Source organism: Brachybacterium zhongshanense (assembly GCF_055385755.1).
Genome location: NZ_AP043790.1, coordinates 973,149 through 999,422, shown reverse-complemented (window position 1 = coordinate 999,422; position 26,274 = coordinate 973,149). Strand labels below are relative to the sequence as shown.

Genomic DNA, 26,274 nt, shown 5'->3' with positions numbered 1-26,274 from the left:
CACCCGGGGGTGCGCACCGGCGTCGGAAGACGAGGTCAGGCCTTCTTCTTGCCGTAGCGAGCCTCGAAGCGGGCCACGCGGCCGCCGGTGTCGAGGATCTTCTGCTTGCCGGTGTAGAAGGGGTGGCACGCGGAGCACACCTCGGCGCGGATCACGCCGTCCTTCTTGGTGCTGCGGGTGGTGAACGTGTTCCCGCAGGTGCAGGACACCTCGGTGACGACGTAGTCGGGGTGGATGTCGGCCTTCATCGCTCTCTCCTTGCTCGAGTCGCTGGGTCGGCGCCCGGCGGGTGCCGTGAACCAGAACCGACGCACCATTCTGCCACGCCGCACCTCCTGAGGCGAGGTGCGACGGGTGCGGCGTGCGCTACACGACCCTCTCCCCCTGGGACGCCGGCTCGACGTCCCGTCGTCAGGCGGACTCCCTCCCCATCAGCCGATAGGCGACGGTGCGTCGCGCGAGCGGACCCTGATGAGGAATGCGTCCGGCGAAGATGCCGTCGACGAGATCGACGGCCTCCCGGGCGGCCTCTGCGAGGTCCACGCCGAGCGTCGTGAGCTCGGGGTGCACCAGCGTGCCGATGCTCAGCCCGTCGATGCCGACCACCCGCACCTGCTCCGGCACCTGCACGTCGAGGGCGCGCAGCACCTTGAGGACCGCGAGCGCGTGGGCGTCGTTCCATCCCATGAGCACGTCCGCGCCGTCCTCGAGCGCGCGGGAGACCTGCGCCCCGATCCCGTCGGCGGTGCCCGGCACGACAGTCACCTCGAGGCCGAGCTCCGCGAGAGAGAGGTTCAGGCGCGTGGCGCGCGGCGTCTCCTGCGCGGATGCGTCCAGGAGCGCGAGACGCCGCGCGCCACGGCCGGCGAGCCGGTCGGCCAGTGCCGACAGCGCTTCGGCATCGTCGAACCGCACGCCCGCCGCGTCGTGGTCGGCGGGGGCATCCAGGCGCACCAGAGGCATCCGGCCGGGAAGGTCCGCTCCGGTCGCCGCGGGCAGTCCGTAGCCGAGGAGAGCATCGCAGCGGCGTGCGAGGTCCAGAGCGACGGACTGAGGATCGTCCGCGCCTCCGGTCTCAGCGAGCACCACGTTCCAGCCCCTCGGAGCGGCCTCCCGGACCACGGCCCGCGCGATCTCCGGGAAGAAGGCGTTGGCGAGGTCGTCGACCAGCAGACCGAGCGCCGGCGGCTCCGCCGAGACCAGTCCGCGACCGGAGCGGGACGGGCGGTAGTTGAGCTCCTCCGCCGCTGCGAGCACCTTCTCCCTGGTCTCGGCGCTGATGCCGGGCAGATCGTTCACGGCACGGCTCACCGTCTGCCGCGAGACGCCGGCCGCTGCGGCGACGTCGATGATGGTCGCGCGTCGCGGTCGCGCACCGCCGCCCCCGGCCCTCGCGGATCCGGCGCCTCCGGATCCGCGGGCGATGCCCGCGTCGCTCATGGCCGTGCTCCTCGCAGATCGAGCCAGGCGACATGCTCCGGGGTCAGCTCCACCGCCAGGCCCCGCATCGATGAGCGCATCTCGGCGATCGACCGAGGCCCGAACAGGGGGAAGGTCGGGAACGGCTGGGCGAGCACATAGGCGAGCGCGATCGCTGTGGGAGGCACGCCGAACTCCGCCGCGAGCTCCCGAGCGCGATCGAGGCGCTCGAAATTGTCATCGGTGTAGAAGCAGCGCACGAGCTCCTCGTCGGAGCGATCCTCGGGGTGCGCCCTCCCTGCGAAGAAGCCGCGAGCCTGCGAGGACCACGGGAACAGCGGGAGCCGGCGCTCCTCGAGCCAGCTCTTGGAAGAGGGATCCGTGACGTGGACGCACCCCCTCCAGGGCACGTCGACCGCCTCTGCGAGCCCGAAGTGGTCGCTGAACAGGCTGAACCCGTGCTTGCCGTGCTCGCGCGCATAGGCGTCGGCCTCGTCGATGCGCTCCGGGGTCCAGTTGGAGCCTCCGAAGGCGCGGATGCGGCCGGCACGCACGTGCTCGTCCAGGACGTCCACGAACTCGCCGACGGGGACATCGGGATCGTCCCGATGCATCATGTAGAGGTCCGCGTAGTCGGTCTGCTGACGCTCGAGCGACTCGAGCAGCTGTCGGGTGATGGACTCGGGATCGCAGTGCGGAGTGTGCGCGCCCTTGGTGATCACCACGACGTCCTCGCGGATGCCGCGATTGGCCACCCACTGCCCGAGCAGCTCTTCGTGATGCCCGCCGCCGTAGATGTAGGCGGTGTCGAAGGCCGTCCCGCCGGCCTCGAAGAACGCGTCGAACAGTGCCGAGGCGTGGGCGAGGTCCGGCTGGTTGTCGCAGCCCATCACGAGGCGGGAGATGCGTTTTCCGACCCCGGCGATCTCGCCATAGGTCATCGGCGCATCCTCGGAGACGCGGAGCGGAGCACCGGAGACGACGGGGATGCGGGCGTCGTCGGCCTCGAAGGCGAACCGCAGGCCGATCTGGTCGCGCCAGGAGTCCAGCAGCTTCGCCTGGCCGAGGCTCGCCTCGAGATCCCAGCCGGGCACGTCGCCGCTCCCGGCGGCTCGGGCGAGGGCATCGGCCTCGAGCGCATAGGGATGCGCACCGTCGAACCGGACCTCCCGGCGCTGCTCGCCGACGACGTCGACCACGATGCTCTGCGACGCGGAGAGCGCCCAGGGCTCCGACAGCCTGATCGTCCCCCGGGTGCCGGTGATGGTCGCGGACTGGGGATCGTCGAGGCGGACTCCGGTGCGGAGGGAGGCGGTCGCCCCGCCGGGGAAGACGAGCTGGGCGGTGGCCCATTCGTCGACCCCCGTGGGGCCGAGGGTGCCGCGTCCGACGAGCGACGTCGGCTCCTGGACGTCGGTGCCCGCGGCCGCCCCGGCGACGAGCCGGGCGAAGGACAGCGGGTAGCAGCCGACGTCGAGGATCCCGCCGCCGGCGACGGCCGGGTCGAACAGACGACCCTCCCGACGCCCCGTGTCGAAGGAGAACGATGCGTCGATGTGGACGAGCTCCCCGATCGTGCCGTCGGCGACCATCTCGAGGACCGCGACGGTCTGCGGGTGGAAGCGGTACATGAACGCCTCCAGCAGCGTCCCGCCGGTGCGTCGGGCGGCGTCCGCCATCGCCATGGCGGTGCCGTGGTTCACCGCGAGCGGCTTCTCGCACAGCACATGCTTGCCCGCCTCGAGAGCGGCGATCGCGAGACGCGCATGCCCGGTGTGGACGACGGAGACGTACACCGCATCGACGGCGTCGGACGCGAGCACCTCCTCGTAGGTGCCGACGACGGCGTCCGCGCCCAGGTCGAACTCCTCGGCGAAGGCGCGGGCGCGCTCCGGGTCGCGGCTGCCGGCGCCCACGAGGACTCCGTGCTCGGAGCGGGGCAGCTGGGTGGCGAAGCGGCGGGCGATGCCGCCGGGACCGAGGACGGCCCAGCGCAGACGGGTGCTCATGGAGACCTCACTGTCGGGAGTACGGGATGCTCAGCTGGCGGAGTGAACGTTCACGCCATGTCCGACGCTACCTCCGTCCCGGCCCGAGGGCAACGCCTGACCCGCATCGAATCCGTGATCGGAGGGCGCCGGGATCGGATGCGTCGGCACGCGCGCCGGCACCTGAGCGCGGGAGCGCCGACGGGGCGCCTCCCCGGAGGGAGGCGCCCCGTCGGCGGAGGCCTCTCGCGAGAGCCTCTGCGCGATGCGCTCAGTCGTTCGTGCGCTGCCCCACGCTCGGCGTGTTCTTCTGGACCGTCATCAGGAACTCGGCATTCGACTGGGTCTTCTTGATCCGCTCCAGGAGCATCTCCAGAGCCTGCTGCTGCTCGAGCGAGCCGAGCACGCGGCGGAGCTTCCACATGATGGCCAGCTCCTCCTTGCTCATCAGCTCCTCCTCGCGACGCGTGCCGGAGGCGTTGACGTCCACGGCCGGGAAGATGCGCTTGTCGGCCAGGTTGCGCGAGAGGCGCAGCTCCATGTTGCCGGTGCCCTTGAACTCCTCGAAGATGACCTCGTCCATCTTGGAGCCGGTCTCCACCAGCGCCGAGGCGAGGATCGTCAGCGAGCCGCCGTGCTCGATGTTGCGCGCGGCGCCGAAGAACCGCTTGGGCGGGTACAGCGCCGATGCGTCGACACCGCCCGAGAGGATGCGCCCGGACGCGGGAGCGGCCAGGTTGTAGGCGCGCGAGAGGCGGGTGAGCGAGTCCAGCAGCACGACCACGTCGCGACCCATCTCGACCAGGCGCTTGGCCCGCTCGATCGCGAGCTCCGCCACGATCGTGTGGTCGGAGGCGGGGCGGTCGAAGGTCGAGGCGATGACCTCGCCCTTGACCGTGCGCTGCATGTCGGTGACCTCCTCGGGGCGCTCGTCGACGAGCACGACCATGAGGTGGACCTCGGGGTTGTTGGCGGTGATCGCGTTGGCGATCTGCTGCATGATGATCGTCTTGCCGGCCTTGGGCGGCGCGACGATCAGACCGCGCTGGCCCTTGCCGATCGGCGAGACCAGGTCGATCACGCGCTGCGAGACGCTGTTGCCGGCGGTCTCCAGGCGGAGCCGCGAATCCGGGTACAGCGGCGTCAGCTTGCCGAAGTCCACGCGCTGCCGCGCACGCTCCGGGGTCATGCCGTTGATCGTGTCGACCTGCACGAGGGCCGCGAACTTACCCTGATGACCCTTCCCTCGGCGATTGCGGCCGCCCGAGTACTGCTGCTGCTCGAAGGCCTGCTCCTCACCGTCGCGGGGAGCCTTCACCTGGCCCGTGATCGCATCGCCCTTGCGCAGGCCGTGCTTGCGCACCTGGTTCATGCTCACGTGCACGTCGCTCGGGCCGGGGAGATATCCGGTGGTGCGGACGTAGGCGTTGTTGTCGCGCACGTCCAGGATGCCCGCGACAGTCACGAGCTCCTCGCCCTCGCGAACCTCGGTGTCCTCGGCCTGGCCGCCCTGCTGCCCCTGGTCCTGTCCGCCGCGCCCGCGGCGCTTGCGATCGCGAGAGCGGTTGCGGCTGCGGGAACGGCCCCGACGATCGTCGTCATCCCCGTTGCGGCCTCCCTGGCGACGATCGTCGTCGGGCTCTCCCGAGCGGTCCGGCAGCTCGATGTCCTCGATGCGGGCGGGGCGGCGCTGACCGCCGCGCCCGTCGCGATCAGCACGATCGCCGCGGTCTCCACGTTCGCCGCGGCTCTCCCGCTCCGTGCGCTGGTCACCGCGGTTCTCGCCCTGCTCACCGCGGGTGCCCTCGCGGGGACGACGGTCACCTCGGCCCTCGTTCTCGGCACCATCCGAAGGCGCAGAGCGATCAGGGAGGTCGATCTCGAGCGCAGGCGCTCCGTTCTCGCGGTTCTCGCGGTTCTCGCGTCCACCGGATCGGCCACGGGACCGGCTGCGGCCGCGCCCGGAGGCCGACGACGAGCCGTCCTCGCCGGCTTCGTCGGCCTGCTGCTCGTGACGCCCGGTCCTCTCGACGGGCTCGTCGGCCTTCGCCGCGGACCTTGCGGCCTTCTGCGCGGGCTCACCCTTCTCGGCGGACCCGGACTTCTCGACGGACCCGGACTTCTGGTCCGGCCGCTCCTGCGCCGACGGGGCCTCCGAGGACTTCTGTGCGGTGCGTCCGCCCGACGAGCGCTTCTCCGCGGGGGCGGCGGAGACAGACGGAGCCGAGGGTGCCGATCCCCCGTCGATGGCGGCGATCAGCTCGCTCTTGCGGAGCCGACGGGCGCCCTTGATGCCGAGGGAGGCGGCGATGCCCTGGAGCTCGGTGAGCTTCTTCGACGCGAGGTCGCTGCCGGCGCCGGAGGTGGGGGTGGAGTCGTTCACCCGGTGTCCTTCCTGTCGGACCGGTCATGCCGGTCCTGTACTGGGGCGGTGGCCGAGGCGCGTCGAGGTGGCGTTATCGCCCGTGCGCAGCCGGGGCTCATCCGTGCAGGAGCGCAGCCGACGATGCATGGGGCACCGCAGGCTCGCCTGCCGGGGTGGTTCTTGGGTTGCGTCGGCGCCGGAGCAAGGGCCTGCAGGCCTCGACATGCGCGGAGCGCAGGGACCATGCGGGACGCGGATCAGCCGATTGCATCGGGAGCGGGGTGCGATCAAGAAGCACCCGCCCGCGGTCGATGCCGTCTGGACGCAGGGTCAACCTACCACACAGCGGGCGCCGTCCTCGCGCAGCGGGACCTCCGCGACACGCCAGCCCGACGGATCGTCCACGACCCTGCGCACCAGCGGCGAGATCTGCGAGCGAGAGCCGTCGAGGACCAGCACCGAGGGGCCCGCGCCCGAGATCACCGCGGGGAAGCCCTCGCTGCGCAGCACGCGCACCAGCTCCACGCTCTGGGGCATCCCCGGCGCCCGCTGCTCCTGATGGAGGCGGTCCTCGGTCGCCTCCAGCAGCAGACCCGGCTCATCGGACAGCGCGTGGACGAGGAGGGCGGCCCGGGCCGCGTTGAACGCCGCGTCCGCATGCGGGACCTTCGCGGGCAGCAGGGTGCGGGCATGGTCCGTGGACAGCGTCGAGGTCGGCAGCAGCACGAGGGGCCGCAGCGCGTCGGCCCGATGATGCAGGGACACCGCCCGTGCGCGACCGCCCTCCATCCAGGCCAGGGTGATCCCGCCCAGCAGAGCGGGCGCGGCGTTGTCCGGGTGCCCCTCGAACTCCGAGGCGAGCTGCAGGATCGTGTCGTCATCGAGGGCCTCGGGATCCGAGATCAGTCCACGGGCGAGCAGCAGCCCGGCGACCGTCGCGGCGGCGCTCGACCCCATGCCCCGCCCATGGGGGATCCGGTTCACGGCATGCAGACGCATGCCCACCTGCGGCGCCCCCGCATGATCGAGTCCGCGCCGCACCGCTCGGACCACCAGATGGCTCTCGTCCTGCGGAACGCTGTCCGCCCCTTCGCCCTCGGCGATGATCTCGAGCCCACCGGTGGTCGCCTCGATCTCGAGGTCGTCGCAGAGGTCCAGCGCCAGCCCCAGGGCGTCGAAGCCGGGGCCGAGGTTCGCCGAGGTCGCGGGGACGTGCACCCGCGCCCGGGCGTGCTCGATCCTCACAGCCCGATGGCGTCGACCGCGGCGGCGATGTCGACGGGGATGACCGTGGGGGTGAGATCGCGCTGCGACAGCGCGGTGTCGATGTCCTTGAGGCCGTTTCCCGTCACGGTGATCGCGATGGTCGCGCCGGCAGGGACCTCTCCCCGCTCGGACTGCTGCAGCAGTCCGGCCGCACCGGCGGCGGAAGCGGGCTCGACGAAGATGCCGACGTCGGAGGCCAGCAGGCTCTGCGCGGCGAGGATCTGCTCGTCGCTGACGGCGTCGATGATGCCGCCGGACTCGTCGCGAGCCGCGGAGGCCAGGTCCCAGGAGGCGGGGGCGCCGATGCGGATCGCCGTGGCGACCGTCTCCGGATCGGCGATCGGGCGGCCGGCGACGAACGGGGCGGCGCCGGCGGCCTGGAAGCCCCACATCCGCGGCACCGACGAGGTGATCCCCTTGTCCCGGTACTCCGTGTACCCCATCCAGTACGCGGAGATGTTCCCGGCGTTCCCGACCGGCAGGAGGTGCAGGTCGGGGGCCTTCCCGAGAGCGTCGCAGATCTCGAAGGCACCGGTCTTCTGCCCCTGCAGGCGGTAGGGGTTGACGGAGTTCACGAGCTCGACCGGATGCTCGGCGTGCAGCTTCCGAGCGATCTCGAGGCAGTCGTCGAAGTTGCCCTTCACCTGCACGAGCTTCGCCCCGTGGACGACGGCCTGGGCGAGCTTCCCGGCAGCGATCTTCCCTTCGGGCAGGAGGACCACGCAGGTCATCCCCGCCACCGCGGCGTACGCGGCGGCGGAGGCGGAGGTGTTGCCGGTGGAGGCGCACACGACGGTCCTCGCTCCGTCGTTGAAGGCCTTCGTCATGGCCGAGACCATGCCTCGGTCCTTGAAGGAGCCGGTCGGGTTCTGGCCCTCGACCTTGATGTGGACGTCCGCGCCGACGGCGCGCGAGAGCGCCGGGGCGGGGACCAGAGGGGTGCCGCCCTCGCCCAGGGTGAGCAGGGTGGCCGACGAGCTGAACGGCAGGTGCTCGCTGTATTCGGCGAGCACGCCGCGCCACTGATGCGCCATGCGGGTCATTCTCCTTCGATGCGCAGAACCGAGTCGATGCCGAGCACCGTGGACGTCGAGGAGAAGACGTCCAGCGAGGCGGTCATCGCAGATTCGACGGCCTTGTGGGTGGTGATGCCGATATGGGCCAGCGGATGGCCGTCGGCGGAGGGGTCCTCCGAGGAGCCCTCGAGGAGCTCCTGGTGGATGGTGGAGATGGAGATGCCATGGCCCGAGAGAGTGCCGGCGATCTCGGCGAGCACCCCCGGACGGTCCTGGACCGTGAGCGAGACGTAGAAGGCGCTGCGCAGGTCGTCGACCGGGATCATCTCGAGCTCGGCGTAGCTGGACTCCCTCGGGCCCACTCCCCCGCCGACCCGGTGCCGGGCCGCCGAGACGAGGTCTCCGAGGACCGCCGAGGCCGTGGGGGCCCCGCCGGCTCCCTGCCCGTAGAACATGAGGGAGCCTGCGGCGTCGGCCTCGATGAAGACCGCGTTGTACGCCTCGGAGACGGCGGCCAGCGGATGCGTGTCCGGGATCAGCGCAGGGTAGACGCGGGCGGAGATGCGCTCCTGCTCGCCGTCGTCCACGCGCTCGACGATCGAGAGCAGCTTGATGGTGCGGCCCATGCGGCTCGCGGCTGCGATGTCCTGGGCGGAGACCTCCGTGATGCCCTCGCAGTGCACGTCCGAGAGGCGCACGCGGGTGTGGAAGGCGAGGGAGGCGAGGATCGAGGCCTTGGCCGCTGCATCGTGGCCCTGCACGTCGGCCGTCGGATCTGCCTCCGCATAGCCGAGCTCCTGCGCCGAGGACAGGGCGGAGGCGAAGTCCGCTCCCGTGCGCGTCATCGCGTCGAGGATGTAGTTGGTGGTGCCGTTGACGATGCCGAGCACGCGCTGGATGCGATCCCCGGCGAGGGACTCCCGCACCGGGCGCACGAGAGGGATCGCTCCCGCGACGGCGGCCTCGAAGTGCAGATCGACGCCGTGGGCGTCGGCCGCCTCGTAGAGGGCCGCCCCGTCCTGGGCGAGCAGCGCCTTGTTGGCGGTCACGACGCTCGCCCCGTGCTCCATCGCGTCGAGGAGCAGGGTGCGGGCCGGTTCGATGCCTCCCATGACCTCGACCACGAGATCGGCGTCGCGGACGAGCGCAGAGGCGTCCTCCGTCAGCAGCTCGCGGGGGACGTGGGGGCCGCGGTCCCGGCCGAGCTCGCGCACGGCCACGCCTGTCACCTCGAGCCGGGCGCCGATGCGATGCGCGAGATCGTCGCCCTGCTCGTCGATGAGGCGGAGCACCTCGGAGCCGACGGTGCCGGCACCGAGCACGGCGACCCGCAGCGCAGGGGGCGCGGCGGCGTCGGCCGAGGAGGCAGCGGAGCTGCCGGGCTGGGACTGGGACATGGGTGGTGTCGTCCTTCCGCGGTATCCAACGTCTGGCCGGAGCGGCTCCCGGAACTGTATCCGAGCGGACCGGTCGCGTGAGTCCGAGTGTGAATGAATGGGACGGAGCATCCGCTCGGGGTCAGCCGACGTCGAGTCCGAGCAGGTCGTCCTCGGTCTCGCGACGGACCACCACCCGGATCTCCCCGTCCTTGACCGCGACGACCGGAGGCCGCGGAACATGGTTGTAGTTGGAGGCCAGCGAGTAGCAGTAGGCGCCGGTGACGGGCACCGAGACCAGGTCGCCGCGCCGCACGTCCGCGGGAAGGTACTCGTCCTTGACGACGATGTCACCGCTCTCGCAGTGCTTCCCCACCACGCGCACCACCTCGGGCGCGGCATCGGACACGCGCCCGGAGAGCACGCAGGAGTAGTCCGCGTCATAGAGGGCGGTGCGGATGTTGTCGCTCATGCCGCCGTCGACCGAGACGTACACCCGGTGGTGGGGACCGCCCAGGCGCACGTCCTTCACGGTGCCGACGGTGTAGAGGGTCTGCGTGGAGGGCCCGGCGATCGCACGTCCCGGCTCGAAGGCGACGTGAGGGACCTCGAGCTCGAGCTCATGGCACTGCTTCTCGACGATCCCCGCGATGCCGTCGGCCAGCGCCTCGGGCGTCGAGGGCGTGTGCTGCGTGTTGTACATGACGCCGAAGCCGCCGCCGAGATCGAGATGGTCGATCGTGTGGGACAGCTCGTCGCGCACCTGCGCGACGAGGTCGAGCACGCGCCGTGCTGCGACCTCGAAGCCGCCGACGTCGAAGATCTGCGAGCCGATGTGGGAGTGCAGTCCGATGAGGGCGAGCTCCTCGCGCGGCAGCACGCGGCGGATGCCCTCGAGCGCATCCCCGGAGGTGATCGAGAGGCCGAACTTCTGGTCCTCGTGGGCGGTCGCGATGAACTCATGGGTGTGAGCCTCCACACCGGTGGTCACGCGCAGCATGACCGGGGCGACGAGGCCGAGCCGACGGGCGATCTCGGCGACCTGATCGATCTCCGGCAGCGAGTCGACCACGACGCGACCGACCCCCGCCTCGAGCGCACGGGAGATCTCGGCATCGGACTTGTTGTTGCCGTGGAGGGCGATGCGCTCCGCGGGGAAGCCGGCGCGCAGCGCGACCGCGAGCTCACCGCCGCTGCACACGTCGAGCCCCAGGCCCTCCTCGTCGACCCAGCGCGCGACCGCACCGCACAGGAACGCCTTGCCCGCGTAGTACACGCTCGCGCCGGCGTGCGGGGCGAATCCGCGTGCGAAGGCGTCGCGGAACCGTCGGGCCCGCGCACGGAAGTCGTCCTCGTCGAGCACGAAGGCGGGCGTCCCGACCTCCTCGGCGATCCGGCGCACGTCCACGCCGCCGACCTCGACGGCCCCGTCGGCCCCGCGGTGGGAGGTCTCCGACCACAGGCCGGGGATCAGCATGTTGACGTCGGTGGGATACGGGAGCCACGTGGGGGCGGCATCGTTGCCGTGGAGGGCTCCGGCTTCGTGGGCGCGCATGGCTGCTCCTGGAGAGGTCGTCGCTCGGATCCGACGGGATCGGGGCGGGTGATGCGGATGATGCGGATGGCTGCACGGCGCGGTGCCGGGCCGGTGCTGCGGTGGGGCCGGTGATGAGCGGCGGTGCAGGACGCTACGCGGGTGGCCGGTCCGCTCGTCGGCGCGTCCGTCCCGTGGCGGGCGCAGACCGTCGAACACTATCGCGATGACGCGCCGCTGGGCACGTCCGCCCAGCTCAGCCCTCGAGCAGGCGGCATCGGGCGGCTCGGACGGGGCTCGGAGCGAGCTGCAGCGCCTTGGTACCGTGATCCCTGTGACGGGGCTCTCCCCCGTCGTCCGCATGAACCTCAGGAGTCGCCGTGCCCAAGCCCGTCCTGCAACCTGTCGCCGATCATGAGCTCGTCGTGGTCGCCAACCGTCTGCCGGTGGGGTCGCGCACCCTGCCAGACGGCGCGACCGAATGGGTGACCAGTCCCGGCGGTCTGGTCACCGCGATGGAGTCGGTCATGCGCACCGTCGACTCAGGAGCCTGGGTGGGCTGGCACGGGAGCGCCGGCGACGCCCCCGCCCCCTTCGAGGCCGACGGGATGCAGCTGTACCCCGTGGAGCTCTCCCGCAAAGACGTGGAGAAGTACTACGAGGGCTTCTCCAACGGATCGCTGTGGCCCCTCTATCACGATGTGATCGTCGACCCGGAGTTCCATCGCACCTGGTGGGATCACTATGTCCAGGCGAACCGTCGGTTCGCCCGCACCGCGGCAGCCGTCACCGGACCCTCGGGCATCGTGTGGGTCCACGACTACCAGCTGCAGCTCGTGCCGCAGATGATCCGCGGCGCCCGGGCCGACGTCCGGATCGGCTTCTTCAACCACATCCCCTTCCCGCCGGTCGAGCTGTTCTCGCAGCTGCCCAAGCGCAATCAGATCCTCCGGGGCCTGCTGGGCGCCGACCTCGTCGGCTTCCAGCGCGAGAGCGACGCCCAGAACTTCGCGGCCGCCGTGCGCAAGCTGCTCGGCTACCAGGTCGACGGTCAGACGATCACCGTCCCCGGCCTCGGCAACGCGCCCCGCCGAGAGGTCCAGGCCCGCACCTTCCCCATCTCGATCGACACCGCCGCCGTCTCGGCGCTCACCGAGGACCCCGATGTCCGCGCCCGCGCCGAGCAGCTGCGCAAGGACCTCGGTGAGCCGAGACGGATCGTGCTCGGCGTGGACCGCCTGGACTACACCAAGGGCATCCGCCACCGCCTGAAGGCCTGGGGCGAGCTGCTCAACGACGGCTCGATCGACCCGCACGAAGTGGTGATGGTGCAGGTCGCCACACCCTCGAGGGAACGGGTGGACGCCTATCGGCAGCTGCGGGACGAGGTCGAGCTGACCGTGGGGCGGATCAACGGCGATCACGCACCGATCGGTCGCCCCGCCGTCTCCTACCTGCACCGCTCCTTCGACCGTCGCGACATGACCGCTCTGTACATGGCGGCGGACGTGGTCCTCGTGACGGCACTCCGGGACGGCATGAACCTGGTCGCCAAGGAGTACGTCGCCTCACGGCCGGATCTCCAGGGCGTGCTGGTGCTCTCGGAGTTCGCCGGCGCGGCCGACGAGCTGCGCGCCGCAGTCCTCGTGAACCCTCACGACATCGACGAGCTGAAGTCCTCGATCCTGCGGGCGCTGAACATGCCGGAGGACGAGCAGGAGGAGGCGATGACCTCGCTGCGCCGACAGGTCATGGACCATGACGTGCAGGCCTGGGCCCACTCCTTCCTCGAGGAGCTCGAGGCCATCGGCGCTCCGGTCGACGAGCGGCCCCGGGTGCGCCTCAGCGGTTCCGATGCCCGACCGTCCGAGGAGCTCGATGCGGAGCTCGAGGCGTTCGCCCGGGTCCCCCGGATCCTGGTGGCGAGCGACTTCGACGGCGTGCTCGCGCCGATCGTCGCCGATCGTGACGCGGTGCAGCCCGATCCCACGGCGCTGGGAGCGCTGCGGGAGCTCGCCGAGATGCAGGGCGTCGCCGTCGCCCTCGTCTCGGGGCGCTCGCTCGCAGACCTCGACTCGCACACCCGCATGCCCAGCTCGGTCGTGCTGGTGGGAAGCCATGGTGCGGAGGTCGGGGCGCTGCCGCCGTGGATGCACGCCGACGTGCTGGACTCCGCAGCTCTGACCATGACCCCGCAGAAGGAGCAGCTGCTGGCGGCGATCACACGTCGACTGCGCCGCCTCGCGAGCGAGTATCCCGGCACCGAGGTCGAGACCAAGCCCGCCGCCGCCGTGCTCCACACCCGGAACGCCAAGGGGCGCGGCGCGACCAATGCGACCGAGGCCGCGCTCGAGTACGCGCTGTCGCTGCCGGACGTCACCGTCACCCCTGGCAAGGAGGTCGTGGAGTTCTCCGTCGTCGACGCCTCCAAGGGCATCGCGATCGAGGCGCTCGCCCGAGCCGGGGCCGCCGACGCCTGGCTCTATCTCGGCGATGACGTCACCGACGAGACCGTCTTCGCACGACTGGAGGACGGGGACCTCGGCATCAAGGTCGGCGAGGGGGACACCGCCGCCGGTCACCGGATCGCGGGGACCGACGAGGTGCGCGAGCTGCTGACGCGCCTGGCCCGTCTGCGCCGCGAGAGCTGATTCGGGCCGCGAGAGCTGATGCGGCGGGAGGTCGCCGCGGACCATCGTCCGCGGCGGCCTCAGCCGGTGCCGATGAGGACCGCCCGACGCATGCCCCGCACGGAGCTCAGCAGCGCGATCTCCTCGGCGTCGCGAAGCTCTGCGACAGTGATCGGTCGTTCCCGGACGGTGCCGCTCTCGAGGGCGCGGCGTCGGCCGACGCCGGGAAGGCAGCCGTCCTCGAGGGGCGGCGTGCACAGCTCACCGTCGATCCGCACGACGAGGCTCGCGATCGTGGTCTCGCAGACGCGTCCGCCGCGGCCGACGAGGACGACGTCGTCGACGTCCAGTCCGCTCTCGGCGGCCCGGCAGAGCGCCGCCGCCAGATGAGCGCGGTCGGTGGTCTTGTGCCGCACCTCCGGCGCTTGTGGATCGACGGGCACGGTGTCGATCGCGAGCCGCACCGCCGGTGCGTCGGGTCCGGTGTCGGGGATGCTGCGGTTCCGCAGCGACAGCGTCCCGTCGAGGGCGAGGTGGAGCCGCAGGAGCTGGAGTCTTCCCTGCTCCGGGCGGAGTGCGCGGGCGGCCCTCTCCAGAAGATCGTGCACCGCGCGCGGATCGCAGGGGATCCGCAGGTCGGCGGCTGAGCGCAGCAGCCGCTCCAGGTGCTCGTCGAGATGCCGAGGGACGCCCTCGCCGACGGCGAGCGTCTCGAGCAGTCCGAACGGCTCGTCGTCCGCGCCTGCTCCGGGTGTCCCCCCGGCCGGAATCGGCGCACCCGCCCCGGGGCTGCGGCCGGGACCGTCGGCGCCGGCGATCGCGTCGAGGACGCGCGCCTTCGTCAGCAGCTCCTGCCACTCGTCCTCCGCACGGGAGGCCCAGGTGATCCCGCTGCCCACGCCGTACACGGCACGACCGTCCCGTCGGTCGACCTGGATCGTGCGGATCGCGACGCTGAAGCGCGAGCGCGCAGGGACCCGCCCTTCGCCCGCCTCGCCCTTCCCGGTCCCGTCGCGGCCCGTGATCCGTCGTGCCGGCTCGAGCAGGCCGATCGCCCCGCAGTAGATGCCGCGCGCGCGGGGCTCGAGGTCACGGATCAGCCGCATCGTGGAGATCTTCGGCGCCCCGGTGATCGATCCGCAGGGGAACAGTGCACCGAACAGCTCGGGCAGTCCCGTGCCGGCCGCGGCCTGAGCGGTCACGGTCGAGGTCATCTGCCACAGGGTCGGATACGGCTCGGCCTCGAGCAGCCGCGGCACCTCGACGCTTCCGGTCTCCGCGGCGCGGGCGAGGTCATTGCGGATCAGGTCCACGATCATGATGTTCTCCGCCCGCTCCTTCTCGCTGCCCAGCAGGTCCGCTCGGGCGAGGGCGTCGCGGGCGGGACGCTCGCCGCGCGCGGCGGTTCCCTTCATGGGGCGAGCTGTGAGCTGGTCGCCGACGCGCTCGACGAAGAGCTCGGGACTCGCGCTGAGGAATGCCCACCGCCCGATGTCGAGGTAGGCGCTGTGCGCCGCACGCTGCCGGGAGATCAGATCCCGATGGCAGGCCAGCAGATCGCCCTCGATCCGTCCGTGCAGGCGCGTGGTGAGGTTGACCTGATAGGTCTCTCCCTCGGCGATCGCCGCACGCACCCGTTCGACGGCCGCAGCGTGCTCGGCGGGTGTCCACTCGGGACGCCAGCTCTCGACGCGATAGGCCCCGGGATCCGACGGCGGGGTGGTGGCCGACGGCGGGACGGGATCCGTCGTCGGGGGCCGGTCGCTGATCCCGAACCACACCAGCGGCGGCCCGTCGGGATCCTCGTGCACGGCGGCGTGCGGGTCGAGCCCGGCCGCCGCCTCATAGGTCACCATGCCGACGGCCCAGCAGCCGCCGTCGACCTCCTTCTGGACAGCGCGCAGCGCCGGCAGGACCTGCTCGGGTGTGCGCGCGATGATGGTCCGAGCCACCTCGTCGATCTGGATGCTGGTGCCGGCGACGGCATCGTCGAAGCGCGCGACGGGACGCCGGCCGCCCTTCGCAGGAGAAGGCGTCACGGAGCCGCATCCCGGTCCGGGCTCGGCGAGGACGTCCGCTCAGCGAACCAGGCGCGAGCGGCATCGAGGTCCGTCGCGGCCACGTCCCGGAGGGTGCCGGTCTGCGCGATCGCGCGATGCGTCTCCGCGCGTCGGAGCACCTGCTCCCGCAGCGCCGGGGAGAGATCGGGTTCGTCGACGAGCAGGACCAGGCGCTGCCAGCCGCCCCAGCCGTCCGAGGCCCCGTGATAGCGCCACAGCGGCTGCGAGGGATCCGCGACCGCGATGGCCAGATCCACCGCCTGGAGGCCGTGCAGGCGGCCGTCGGCCAGCATCGTGTCGACGACGTCCACCGGGCGGCGCCCGTCCAGACGGGCGCTCAGCAGGACGAGGGTGGCCAGCTGGCCGGTGTCGTGCTCCCCGGAGGCGACGAACTCCTCGAGGCGCCGGCGTCCCTCCTCGTCGGGGGCCCCGAGCAGGGTCAGCAGCGCGGAAGGACCCTTCCACTTCGGCGGAGTCCTCTCCCACCATCTGTCCAGCGTCTCTGCGAGCGGGTCGCCGAGCTCCGCCGCGAGACAGGTGAGGGAGACCATCGGGTGGCGCCAGGGAACATAGGTCGTCTCATAGGACTTCGCGAGCTCCTTCCGCCACCGGCGCCGGAGGGCATCGACGTCAGCCGAGGTGCCCTCGCCGTGCGACACCAGCAGCTCGAGGCAGAAGGCGAGGCCCTGGATCTCCGTGGCGGGATCGGCCACCTGCTCGTGCAGCCATGCCGTGGTGGGGCCGTCCAGCACCCGGTACCGGTGCCATACCTCGACCAGGGAGCCGTAGTAGGCGGTGAGATCCGGTCCCGTCCCTGCGAGCAGGTCATCGACCAGCGCGTCGAAGCGCTGCAGCTCCTCCTTGACCCTCTCCCCCAGGTCGGCGCCCGCTCCAGCCCCGAGCGACGCGTCGTCGGGAGCGCTGGCCTCGAGAGCACCGCGCAGGACTCGGACCCGACGTGCGGCCCGAGATCGGAACGGGCGTGGGAGGGAGTCGTCCAGCGCCCAGGCCAGCTCAGCTCGGGCCGTCGCCCCGTCCTCCGGAGCACCGTCCCCGGTGACCTCGAGCCGCAGCAGAGCGCGGCCGAGCTGGTCCCAGGTCCGCGGCGTGTCGGGCAGGCCGGACTCCTCGAGGAGGATCTCGGCGCCGACCCGCCGCAGCGCCTCTGGCGCATCGATCCCCTCCACGCGGGAGACGGCCTCGAGCCAGGCGCCGGCATCCGCTCCCCCGGCGACCAGCTCTCGCAGGATCGGCAGCACAGCGGGACGGTCGACGTCGGCGAGGACGTCCGCAGCACGTCCGCCGAGCTCGCGGGCCAGGACGGCCCCCTCCGGGTCCTCAGCGCGCACGAGGGTGCGCAGGACGGCGGCCCATGCAGGCCACTCCCCCAGGTCCTCGCCGTATCGGACGCGCCAGGGACCCAGCAGGGCACGGGCGTCGTCGAGCGGCACCGCATCACGCAGCGAGAGGACGTCGAGCGGACCCGTCAGGCGGGCGTCGTCGATCGCGGCGGGATCCTCGAGTGCCGCGGAGAGGCCCTCCGCGATGCGCTCGAGCAGCCAGGCCTCCTCCGCCGCGGTGAACGGCCTGTGCTCGACGTGCCAGCGGCGGCGATCGAGAGGCTCACCCAGCTCGTCGAGGAACCGGCGCACGCCCGCGGCATCCTCAGCATCAGGGAGGCCGTCGGCGTCGCGACGTGTCGCCCGGTCGAGCGCGAAGCCCGATGCGGGACCGCCGTCCCGGATCTCGAACCCGTCGGGCCCGTCGCCGAGCTCGGCACGCACCACGGCGTGGTCGCCGCCCCAGTGCAGGATCAGGGGGGCGGTGAGCATCCCCTCCTCGTCGAAGACCTCGTGCCGCTGCCAGTGCCAGAAGACGTAGGAGGTGTCCGGAGCCAGCCCTCGCTCGGCGATCAGCTCCGCGGCGTCGTCGTGCCCGTCCGCCTGGGTGTACCGGGCACGGGTGGGAAGCGGAAGGGCGAGGAAGGCGGTGCCGGCGGCATCCGGCGCTGGAGAGGACGATGCCGGAGGGACACCGGCGTCGTCGTCCGGACTCCCGAGAGTCCTCCACCATGCACGGACGGCCTGCAGGTCGCTGATCGTGGTCACGGCCGGATTCTGCCACGCGCACCGCTCGCAGCACCCCTCTGTGGCACGGGATGACGATGGCCCACCGCCCAGCGGAGCCGGGAGATGGGCCATCTGCGGTGCCCGCGACAGGATTCGAACCTACGACCTTCTGCTCCGGAGGCAGACGCTCTATCCACTGAGCTACGCGGGCGGACTCCGGAAGTCTAGCAACCGGAGGGGGATGCTCGGAGCAGGCAGGCGGGCCTGCACGCCTCGAGTGAGACCGACCTCACCGCAGGAGCGGCAGCTGCGCACCATGCAGGACCGCCGACGGGTCCGCGGCGATGCCCAGACCGCTGGGCTGGGCTCCGGAGCGCACGAGGAGGTCACCGACGGCGGCGATCATCGCGCCGTTGTCCGTGCACAGGCGGATCGGGGGGATCCGCAGCTCGATCCCGAGCTGATCGCAGCGCTGCTGGGCTACCGCGCGCAGGCGCGCGTTGGCGGCGACCCCGCCGACGATCACGAGCGTGTCCAGGCCGCGGTCCTGCACGGCACGCACCGCCTTCGTGACCAGGACGTCGACGACGGCCTGCTCGAAGGAGGCGGCGACATCGGCGACGGGGATCTGCTCCCCGGCGCGTTCGATCGTCTCGACAGTGCGGGCGACAGCCGTCTTGAGGCCGGAGAAGGAGAACGTGTAGGGCGCATCCCCGGGACGCAGCATCGCGCGCGGGAACCGGTACGCCTCGGGATCTCCGTCGACGGCGGCGCGCGAGATGGCAGGACCGCCCGGGTATCCGAGACCCAGCAGCCGGGACACCTTGTCGAAGGCCTCCCCTGCCGCGTCGTCGAGCGTGTCGCCGAGGTGCTCGATGGGGTCCCGGACGAGGTCGCCGACCGCGAGGATCGAGGTGTGCCCGCCCGAGACGATGAGGATGATGCTGCGTTCCGGCAGCGGACCGTGCTCGAGGGTGTCCGCAGCGGCATGCCCGGCGAGATGGTGCACCCCGTACAGCGGGACGTCCAGGGACCAGGCGATGGACTTGGCGGCGGCGAGGCCGACGTGGACGGCCGTCGCGAGGCCGGGACCGGAGGTGGCCGCGACGTGCGTGATGTCGCCCAGCTCGACACCGGCGTCGTCGAGGGCGAGACGGAGCGTCGGCACCGCCGCCTCGAGATGGGCTCGTGCGGCGATCTCGGGGACCACGCCCCCGAACTCCGCATGCTGCGCGGCGCTCGACGCGAGGCCCTGGCCCAGCAGGCGACCCTCGGAGACGATGCCGAAGCCGGTCTCGTCGCAGGACGACTCGACGCCCAGGACGACGGGCGCGCCGCTCACTGGAGGAGCGTCATCGGGTTGGAGTACTCGCCGCTGGAGTCCATCTTGGCGAAGTGCAGGTGGCAGCCGGTGGACGTGCCGGTCGAGCCGACGTACCCGACCACATCGCCCTGCTCCACGGTGGCGCCCACCTGGGTGTTGAAGCCCGAGAGGTGGTAGTAGCCGGTGATCACGCCGTTGCCGTGGTCGATCTTGACCCGGTTGCCGGAGGAGCTGTTGTACTCGACGGCGACCACGGTGCCGGCGGCGGCGGCATGCACCTCGGCGCCGCAGGATGCGGCGAAGTCGACCCCGGCATGGAGCTTGGCGTAGCCGAGCACCGGGTGGTTGCGCCAGCCGTAGCCCGAGCTGATGGACGCTTTGACCGGGTAGATATACCCGGAGGCGGACTCGTCGAGCACATTGCCGTTCTCGTCGTAGACCTTCGGATCCGGGGCCTCGATCTCGATACCCTCGGTTTCGACGGTCTCGACGGTCTCGGCAGCCTCCGTGTCGCTCGACCCGCGCTCCTCCGAGCGGCTCGAGTCGTCGTCGGAGCGGGTCTCGACGGCGCTGACGCTCGCGACCGGAAGTGCGACCGGCGCTGCGGCCGCAGTGGTCACCGACGCGGCGGCCTGGGCCGGGACGGAGGACAGGTTCACCGGTGCGGCACCGGCCTGGACATCCCCGTCCACTCCTGCGGCGGCTGCGGCGAGAGGGGCGGCGATCGTCGCGGTCGCGAGGGCCCCCACGACACCGACCTTGACGGCCTGAGCGGGGAGGGCGGCACCGCGGTGGTTGCCGCCTGCCAGCCCCGGCTTGCGCATCGAGGCGCGTCCGTCGGCGCGATGATTCGCCACGTGATCGACCTGCTTCCGGTTGCGTCGTCTGTCTGTCCGGCCATGCGTGACGCCGGATGGGAAGGACGCGTCACCGAAGAACCTCGAACAACATAAGGGCGACGAGGGCGCTCACCGGGGGAAGCAACAGCTCCATTGCCAAGTTTTTGCCCTCATGCCCTAAAGGGTGGCGGGCTCTTGACGGACGATCCCTGCCCCTGTGAGGCGCGCCCTTCCCACGGATCTCGCACGGTCACGCCGGGCGCTCGGTCTACAGTGGCGCCATGCCGAGCCCAGACGCCTCTGCCAGCAGCACTCCCGCGCCCGTGCGCGTGGTCGTCATCGAGGACGAGCCCACCATCACGCGCGCGATCGCCGACCGGCTCACCGCCGAGGGCTGGGAGGTGCACACCGCCTTCGACGGGCCTACGGGGGTGCGGACCGTCGCCGAGACCTCCCCCGATGTGGTGGTGCTGGATGTCATGCTCCCCGGCTTCGACGGCCTGGAGGTGTGCCGCCGGATCCAGGCCGCCGACCCCGTCCCGGTCCTCATGCTCACCGCGCGCGATGACGAGACCGACATGCTCGTGGGGCTCGGGGTCGGCGCCGACGACTACATGACCAAGCCGTTCTCCATGCGCGAGCTGGTCGCACGGCTGAAGGCGCTGCTGCGACGGGTCCGCCGCGCGCCTGCCGCCCAGCAGCCCGGGCCCGCCGACCCGCAGGTCGCTCTCGAGATCGGCGATCTCGTCATCGATCGCGCCGGCCGCCGGGTGATGCGGGCCGGTGCGCCCGCCCACCTCACCCCCACGGAGTTCGACCTGCTGCTGTGCCTGGCCTCCGCTCCCGGAACGGTCCTGACCCGTGAGCAGCTGCTGGCCGATGTCTGGGACTGGGTCGACGCGACCGGGACCCGCACCGTCGACTCCCATGTCAAGGCGCTGCGCCGCAAGCTCGGCGCGGACCTGGTGCGCACGGTCCACGGCGTGGGCTACGCGCTCGAGGTCCCGGAGGATCCGGCGGACGCGGAGGACGAAGCGGCTCCCGCCGACCGCTCCGATCGCGCCGACGACGCGGCGGGCTCCGGCCCATCGGCATCGTGACCTCGCGGCGCGAGCCGTCCTCCCCGTCGGGAGACCCCTCGGTCGACGGGGAGCGCCGCCTGGTCCGCATGGGCGCGTCGGCCCGGCGCCGGGTCGGGGAGACGCTGGACGTGCGCCCCCTGGACCGGGTGCGGTCGTTCAAGGTGAAGCTGGGCCTGCTGGTGGTCGCGGTGGTCACGATCGCCGCGCTGCTCGCCTGGGTGGGCAACAGCGCCGGCCTGCAGCCGCTCCTGGCGATCCCGCTCGTGGTGCTCGTCGCCCTCGTGTTCACCCAGCTGCTCGCCCGCGGCATGACCTCCCCGCTGCGGGAGATGACCGCGGCGGCGCAGGCGATGGCGCGCGGCGACTACACGCAGCGGATCCACACCGCCAGCCGTGACGAGGTCGGTCAGCTCGCCGACGCCTTCTCCACCATGGCCTCCGAGCTCGAGCAGACGGACACCCTGCGCCGAGATCTGGTCGCGAACGTCTCGCACGAGCTGCGCACCCCGGTCGCGGGACTGCGGGCCCAGCTCGAGAACCTCGTCGACGGCGTCACCCGGCCCGATCCGGCGGCGCTGTCGGTCGCGCTGGCCGAGACGGAGCGCCTCTCCCTCCTCGTCGACCATCTGCTGGACCTCTCCCGTCTCGATGCGGGAGTCGTCGAGCTGGACCTCGAACCGATCGAGCTGACCCCCTTCCTGCACGAGGTCGTCGACGCCGCGGACCTCGCCACCGGCGACAGGGATGTTCGCTGGAGCGTCTCGGTCGACCCACCGGATCTGCGCGCCACGGCCGATGCCGCACGGCTCCACCAGGTGATCCACAACCTCCTGGACAACGCCGCACGGCACTCGCCGCGCGGAGGGCGCATCCACGTGCGGGCCGCTCGAGCGGACGACGATCGCGGCGTGCGCATCGACGTGCACGACGAGGGTCCCGGCATCGCCCGCGAGGACCGGTCGCGGGTCTTCGAGCGCTTCCAGCGCGGGGGCCTGGCCGACAGCTCGGGCGGAACCGGCCTGGGCCTGGCGATCGCCCGCTGGGCGGTGGGGCTGCACGGCGGCACGATCGAGGTGCTCGACGATCCTCGGAGCGAGCTCGCCCGCGAGGGTCGATCCTCGCTCATCCGCGTGACGCTCCCGGACCCGGAGGAGGCGACCCACCCCTGGCAGTGTGCGGACGCCCCGCCCGAGGCATGACGTGATTCCGCCCACCAGGATCAGGGTCCGTCCGGGTCCTCCCTCCAGGACCGCACCGGAGGGGGTCCCCGCTCCGTTAGGCTGGCCCCATCCGCAGAACTCGACCGTGAGAAGGCTGGCGATCTGAGAGTGTCACAGAAGACACAGAGCCCGGAGACCCCGGAGTTCGGTCCCAATCAGTGGCTCGTGGACGCGCTCCGCGAGCAGTGGCAGCAGGATCCCGCGAGCGTCGATCCCAGCTGGGCGGAGTACTTCTCCTCCTCGCGCGGGGACTCCGCTGCGTCGACCCCCGAGACCGGCGATCAGGGCGCCGCCTCCGCGCAGCCCTCCCCCTCCCGGGCCACGTCGGGGTCCTACGAACCTGCTTCCCCGCCTGCGGAGCCCGAACCGACGTCCGCGAAGCCCGCCTCCACAGCGCCATCGACGACGTCGTCGGCGGCCGGAGAGCCGTCGTCGGCCGCCGCTCCCGACGAGGCCCGTGCACAGACCCAGAAGAAGGGGAGCACCCCGGCGACGACGCCGGCACCGTCCCCGTCCCGTCCCTCCTCCGCGCCTGCGAAGTCAGCGGAGGCCGTCCCGCCCGTGAAGGAACCCACCCCCGTGAACGCCTCGACCTCGTCGGCCTCCTCTCCGAGGGCCTCCGCCGTCTCCACCACGTCGGACCGTCCCGCGAAGGTCCCCACCACGACGTCCCAGATCCCTGCCGTGGAGCTCCGCGAGCCCGAGGTCGTCAAGCTGCGCGGCCCGGCCGCCGCGGTCGTGCGCAACATGGACGAGTCGCTCACCGTCCCGACCGCCACGTCGGTGCGCGATGTGCCGGTCAAGCTGATGTTCGACAACCGGATCGTCATCAACAACCATCTCAAGCGCCACCGCGCGGGCAAGGTGTCCTTCACCCATCTGATCGGATGGGCGATGGTCGAGGCGATGACGCAGGTGCCCGACCTCAACAACGGCTTCGACGTGGACGAGAAGGGCAAGCCCGTCATGCTCGTGCGCGAGGACGTGAACTTCGGCCTCGCCATCGACATGCCCCGTCCCGACGGCTCGCGCGGCCTCGTGGTCCCCAACATCAAGGGGGCCCAGCGCTTCGACTTCCACGGGTTCTGGAGGGCCTACGAGGAGGTCGTGAAGAAGGCCCGGGCCGGCAAGCTCACGATGGACGACTTCACCGGCACGACCGCCACGCTGACCAACCCGGGCGGGATCGGCACCGTCCATTCGATCCCGCGCCTCATGAAGGGGCAGGGCGTGATCGTCGGCGTCGGGGCCATGGACTACCCGGCGCAGTTCCAGGGCGCGAGCACTGCGACGCTCGCCGACCTCGCGGTCTCGAAGGTCATGACCCTGACCTCGACCTACGACCATCGCATCATCCAGGGCGCCGCCTCCGGCGAGTTCCTGAAGGTCATGGCCGACAAGCTGCTCGGCAAGGACGGGTTCTACGACCGCATCTTCGCGGCGCTGCGGATCCCCTACCAGCCCGTGCGCTGGGTCCCGGACAATCCGTTCAAGGACTCCAAGTCGGAGCGGCTCGCCCGCGTGATGGATCTGATCCACGCCTTCCGGGTGCGCGGGCATCTGATGGCCGACACCGATCCCCTGCAGTACCGGGTCCGTCACCATCCGGATCTCGACGTCGAGACCTACGGCCTGACCCTGTGGGATCTCGACCGGATCTTCCCGACCCGGGGGCTGGGCGGCAAGGACGAGATGCCGCTCCGCGACATCCTCGGCGTGCTGCGCGATGCCTACTGCCGGACGATCGGCGTGGAGTACATGCACATCTCCGATCCCGAGGAGCGGCTCTGGCTGCAGCGGGAGATGGAGACGCCCCGTCGGCCCTTCGAGAAGGCCGAGCTCCGCCACATCATGGACCGCCTGAACTCGGCGGAGGCCTTCGAGACCTTCCTCCAGACGAAGTTCGTCGGCCAGAAGCGCTTCTCCCTGGAGGGCGGGGAGTCGGTCATCCCGCTGCTGGACACGGTCCTGAACGAAGCGGCGCACTCGGGCATCGACGAGGTCTGCATCGGCATGGCCCATCGCGGTCGTCTGAACGTGCTGTCGAACCTCGCGGGCAAGAGCTACGGACAGATCTTCCAGGAGTTCGAGGGCAACATGGGGCCGAGCCTCGGCTCCGGTGATGTCAAGTACCACCTGGGCACGGAGGGCACCTACACCGCTCGAGACGGCGAGAGCACCAAGGTGTACCTCGCGGCGAACCCCTCGCACCTGGAGGCGGTGAACCCCGTCCTCGAGGGCATCGCCCGCGCCAAGCAGGATCGTCTGGAGCGACCCGAGGACTTCCCGGTCGTGCCGATCCTCATCCATGGCGACGCCGCCTTCGCCGGGCAGGGAGTGGTCACCGAGACCCTCAACCTCTCGGAGCTGCGCGGGTACCGCACCGGCGGCACGATCCACGTGATCATCAACAACCAGATCGGCTTCACGACGCTGCCGGACTCCTCCCGCTCGTCGTTCTACTCCACGGACGTCGCCAAGTCCACGCAGCTGCCGATCTTCCACGTCAACGGCGATGATCCCGAAGCCTGCGTGCGCGTCGCCGAGATCGCCTTCCGCTACCGCGAGAAGTTCCATCGCGACGTCGTGATCGACATGGTCTGCTACCGGCGGCGCGGGCACAACGAGGGCGACGACCCGTCGATGACCCAGCCCCAGATGTACAAGCTGATCAGCGATCTGCCGAGCACCCGCAAGCAGTACATGGAGACGCTCATCCAGCGCGGCGACCTCACCGAGGACGAGACCGCGGATCTGGTGCGGAACTTCCAGGAGCATCTGGACGACGCCTTCGCGGCGACGCGCGCCGACTCCGAGCCCGCCTCGGCGGATTCGTCGGCCACCGTGCAGGGACTCGAGCTGCCCACCGCACAGCGGCAGAGCCAGGCCGACGATGCGGAGGCCACCGCGGTGGACGCCTCGGTGATCGAGCGCATCGGCGAGGCGCACGTGGACGTCCCCGACGGATTCACCGTCCACCCGAAGCTGGCCCAGCTGATGCAGAAGCGTCGGCAGATGTCCTTCGAGGGCTCCATCGACTGGGGCTACGGCGAGCTCCTCGCCTTCGGATCGCTGCTGATGGAGGGCCGACGGGTCCGCCTGGCCGGCCAGGACTCCCGCCGCGGCACCTTCGTCCAGCGCCACAGCGTCCTGATCGACCACGAGAACGGAGAGGTCTGGACGCCGCTGGCGAACCTCGCCGAGCATCAGGGCCGGTTCAACGTCTACGACTCCTCGCTCTCCGAGTTCGCCGCCCTCGGCTTCGAGTACGGGTACTCGGTCGAGAGCCCGGATGCACTGGTGCTGTGGGAGGCGCAGTTCGGCGACTTCGTCAACGGCGCCCAGACGATCATCGACGAGTTCATCTCCGCCTCCGAGCAGAAGTGGGGCCAGAACTCCGGCGTGGTCCTGCTCCTCCCCCACGGCTACGAGGGCCAGGGACCGGACCACTCCTCCGCCCGGATCGAGCGCTTCCTGCAGCTGTGCGCCGAGGACAACATGCGCGTCGCCGCACCGTCGACGCCGGCCAGCTACTTCCATCTGCTGCGCCATCAGGCGAGGACCGAGCCTCGCCGTCCGCTGATCGTGTTCACCCCCAAGTCGATGCTGCGCAACAAGGCCGCGGTCAGCGCCGTGGAGGACTTCACCACCGGAGGCTTCGCGCCCGTCATCCCGGACTCCGAGGTGGACGCCTCGCGGGTGCGCCAGGTGATCCTCGCGTCCGGCAAGGTCTACTGGGACCTCGTGGCGCGGCGCCGGAAGCTGGAGCGCGACGACGTGGCGATCGTGCGTCTCGAGCAGCTGTACCCGATGCCGGTCGAGGAGCTCCATGCCGCACTCGACCAGTACCCGGGAGTCCCGCTCACCTGGGTCCAGGAGGAGCCGGAGAACCAGGGAGCCTGGGGCTACATGGCGATGAACTTCGCCGTGGCGGTCGGCCGCACCCTGCGGGTGGTGGCCCGTCCGGCCTCCGCGTCCCCGGCCACCGGATCGAACTCCACGCACAAGGCGGAGCAGGAGGACCTGCTGGTGCGCGCCTTCGAGGCGTGATCGCTCGGCGCGCCCCCGGACTCTCCCGGGGGCGCG

The 26,274-nt window shown here is 71.3% G+C and carries 16 protein-coding genes and 1 tRNA gene; 4 read left to right on the top strand and 13 right to left on the bottom strand.

The features are described from left to right. Positions 1-35: 35 nt before the first annotated feature. The 8 genes from rpmE to lysA all read right to left on the bottom strand — a co-directional run bounded on the left by rpmE (position 36) and on the right by lysA (position 10,985). The gene (gene rpmE, locus ACZ5AJ_RS04575; RefSeq protein ID WP_464137479.1) at positions 36-248 is read right to left on the bottom strand and encodes a 50S ribosomal protein L31; all 213 of its coding nucleotides are present in this window, start codon (positions 246-248) and stop codon (positions 36-38) included. 163 nt (positions 249-411) lie between these two features. Continuing rightward, positions 412-1,440, bottom strand: coding sequence for a LacI family DNA-binding transcriptional regulator (locus ACZ5AJ_RS04570; RefSeq protein ID WP_464137477.1), 1,029 nt, complete (start codon positions 1,438-1,440; stop codon positions 412-414). After that, the gene (locus ACZ5AJ_RS04565; RefSeq protein WP_464137475.1) at positions 1,437-3,428 is read right to left on the bottom strand and encodes an aldo/keto reductase; all 1,992 of its coding nucleotides are present in this window, start codon (positions 3,426-3,428) and stop codon (positions 1,437-1,439) included. The genes ACZ5AJ_RS04570 and ACZ5AJ_RS04565 overlap by 4 nt, the downstream gene beginning before the upstream one ends. Positions 3,429-3,678: 250 nt before the next feature. Then, positions 3,679-5,790, bottom strand: a complete 2,112-nt coding sequence (rho, locus tag ACZ5AJ_RS04560) for a transcription termination factor Rho (protein WP_464137473.1) — start codon at positions 5,788-5,790, stop codon at positions 3,679-3,681. Positions 5,791-6,102: 312 nt separating this feature from the next. Beyond that, positions 6,103-7,017, bottom strand: a complete 915-nt coding sequence (gene thrB / locus ACZ5AJ_RS04555; RefSeq protein WP_464137471.1) for a homoserine kinase — start codon at positions 7,015-7,017, stop codon at positions 6,103-6,105. After that, positions 7,014-8,072, bottom strand: a complete 1,059-nt coding sequence (thrC, locus tag ACZ5AJ_RS04550) for a threonine synthase (protein WP_464137470.1) — start codon at positions 8,070-8,072, stop codon at positions 7,014-7,016. The genes thrB and thrC overlap by 4 nt, the downstream gene beginning before the upstream one ends. A 5-nt stretch (positions 8,073-8,077) precedes the next feature. Next, a complete protein-coding gene (locus ACZ5AJ_RS04545; protein ID WP_464137468.1) occupies positions 8,078-9,451 on the bottom strand; it encodes a homoserine dehydrogenase in 1,374 nt (457 codons plus the stop codon). A 121-nt stretch (positions 9,452-9,572) separates the two neighbouring features. Further along, on the bottom strand, positions 9,573-10,985 hold the full coding sequence (gene lysA, locus ACZ5AJ_RS04540) for a diaminopimelate decarboxylase (protein WP_464137466.1): 1,413 nt from the start codon (positions 10,983-10,985) through the stop codon (positions 9,573-9,575). A 359-nt stretch (positions 10,986-11,344) separates the two neighbouring features. Between lysA and ACZ5AJ_RS04535 the strand changes: the two genes are divergently transcribed. Then, a complete protein-coding gene (locus ACZ5AJ_RS04535) occupies positions 11,345-13,615 on the top strand; it encodes a bifunctional alpha,alpha-trehalose-phosphate synthase (UDP-forming)/trehalose-phosphatase (protein WP_464137464.1) in 2,271 nt (756 codons plus the stop codon). A 59-nt stretch (positions 13,616-13,674) separates the two neighbouring features. Here ACZ5AJ_RS04535 and pabB read toward each other — a convergent pair whose 3' ends face one another. From pabB to ACZ5AJ_RS04510, 5 genes are all read right to left on the bottom strand, one after another. Further along, positions 13,675-15,633 (bottom strand): aminodeoxychorismate synthase component I, encoded by a 1,959-nt coding sequence (gene pabB / locus ACZ5AJ_RS04530; RefSeq protein ID WP_464137462.1) that lies wholly within the window; start codon positions 15,631-15,633, stop codon positions 13,675-13,677. Further along, positions 15,630-17,762, bottom strand: a complete 2,133-nt coding sequence (locus tag ACZ5AJ_RS04525) for a hypothetical protein (RefSeq protein ID WP_464137460.1) — start codon at positions 17,760-17,762, stop codon at positions 15,630-15,632. Before ACZ5AJ_RS04525 ends, pabB begins: the two co-directional genes overlap by 4 nt. 99 nt (positions 17,763-17,861) lie before the next feature. Next, positions 17,862-17,934 (bottom strand) — tRNA-Arg (locus tag ACZ5AJ_RS04520). Positions 17,935-18,012: 78 nt separating this feature from the next. Further along, on the bottom strand, positions 18,013-19,065 hold the full coding sequence (gene tsaD, locus ACZ5AJ_RS04515; RefSeq protein ID WP_464137457.1) for a tRNA (adenosine(37)-N6)-threonylcarbamoyltransferase complex transferase subunit TsaD: 1,053 nt from the start codon (positions 19,063-19,065) through the stop codon (positions 18,013-18,015). Then, complete coding sequence (locus ACZ5AJ_RS04510; protein ID WP_464137455.1) at positions 19,062-19,904, bottom strand: M23 family metallopeptidase; 843 nt, start codon at positions 19,902-19,904, stop codon at positions 19,062-19,064. The genes tsaD and ACZ5AJ_RS04510 overlap by 4 nt, the downstream gene beginning before the upstream one ends. Positions 19,905-20,167: 263 nt before the next feature. Between ACZ5AJ_RS04510 and ACZ5AJ_RS04505 the strand changes: the two genes are divergently transcribed. The 3 genes from ACZ5AJ_RS04505 to ACZ5AJ_RS04495 all read left to right on the top strand — a co-directional run bounded on the left by ACZ5AJ_RS04505 (position 20,168) and on the right by ACZ5AJ_RS04495 (position 26,238). Further along, on the top strand, positions 20,168-20,986 hold the full coding sequence (locus ACZ5AJ_RS04505; RefSeq protein ID WP_464137453.1) for a response regulator transcription factor: 819 nt from the start codon (positions 20,168-20,170) through the stop codon (positions 20,984-20,986). Between the two features lie 68 nt (positions 20,987-21,054). Beyond that, positions 21,055-22,167: a sensor histidine kinase gene (locus ACZ5AJ_RS04500; RefSeq protein ID WP_464138689.1), complete on the top strand. Its 1,113-nt coding sequence runs from the start codon at positions 21,055-21,057 to the stop codon at positions 22,165-22,167. A gap of 129 nt (positions 22,168-22,296) precedes the next feature. Beyond that, entirely contained in the window at positions 22,297-26,238 is a 3,942-nt protein-coding gene (locus ACZ5AJ_RS04495; protein WP_464137452.1) for a multifunctional oxoglutarate decarboxylase/oxoglutarate dehydrogenase thiamine pyrophosphate-binding subunit/dihydrolipoyllysine-residue succinyltransferase subunit, read from the top strand. The last annotated feature ends 36 nt before the right edge of the window (positions 26,239-26,274 follow it).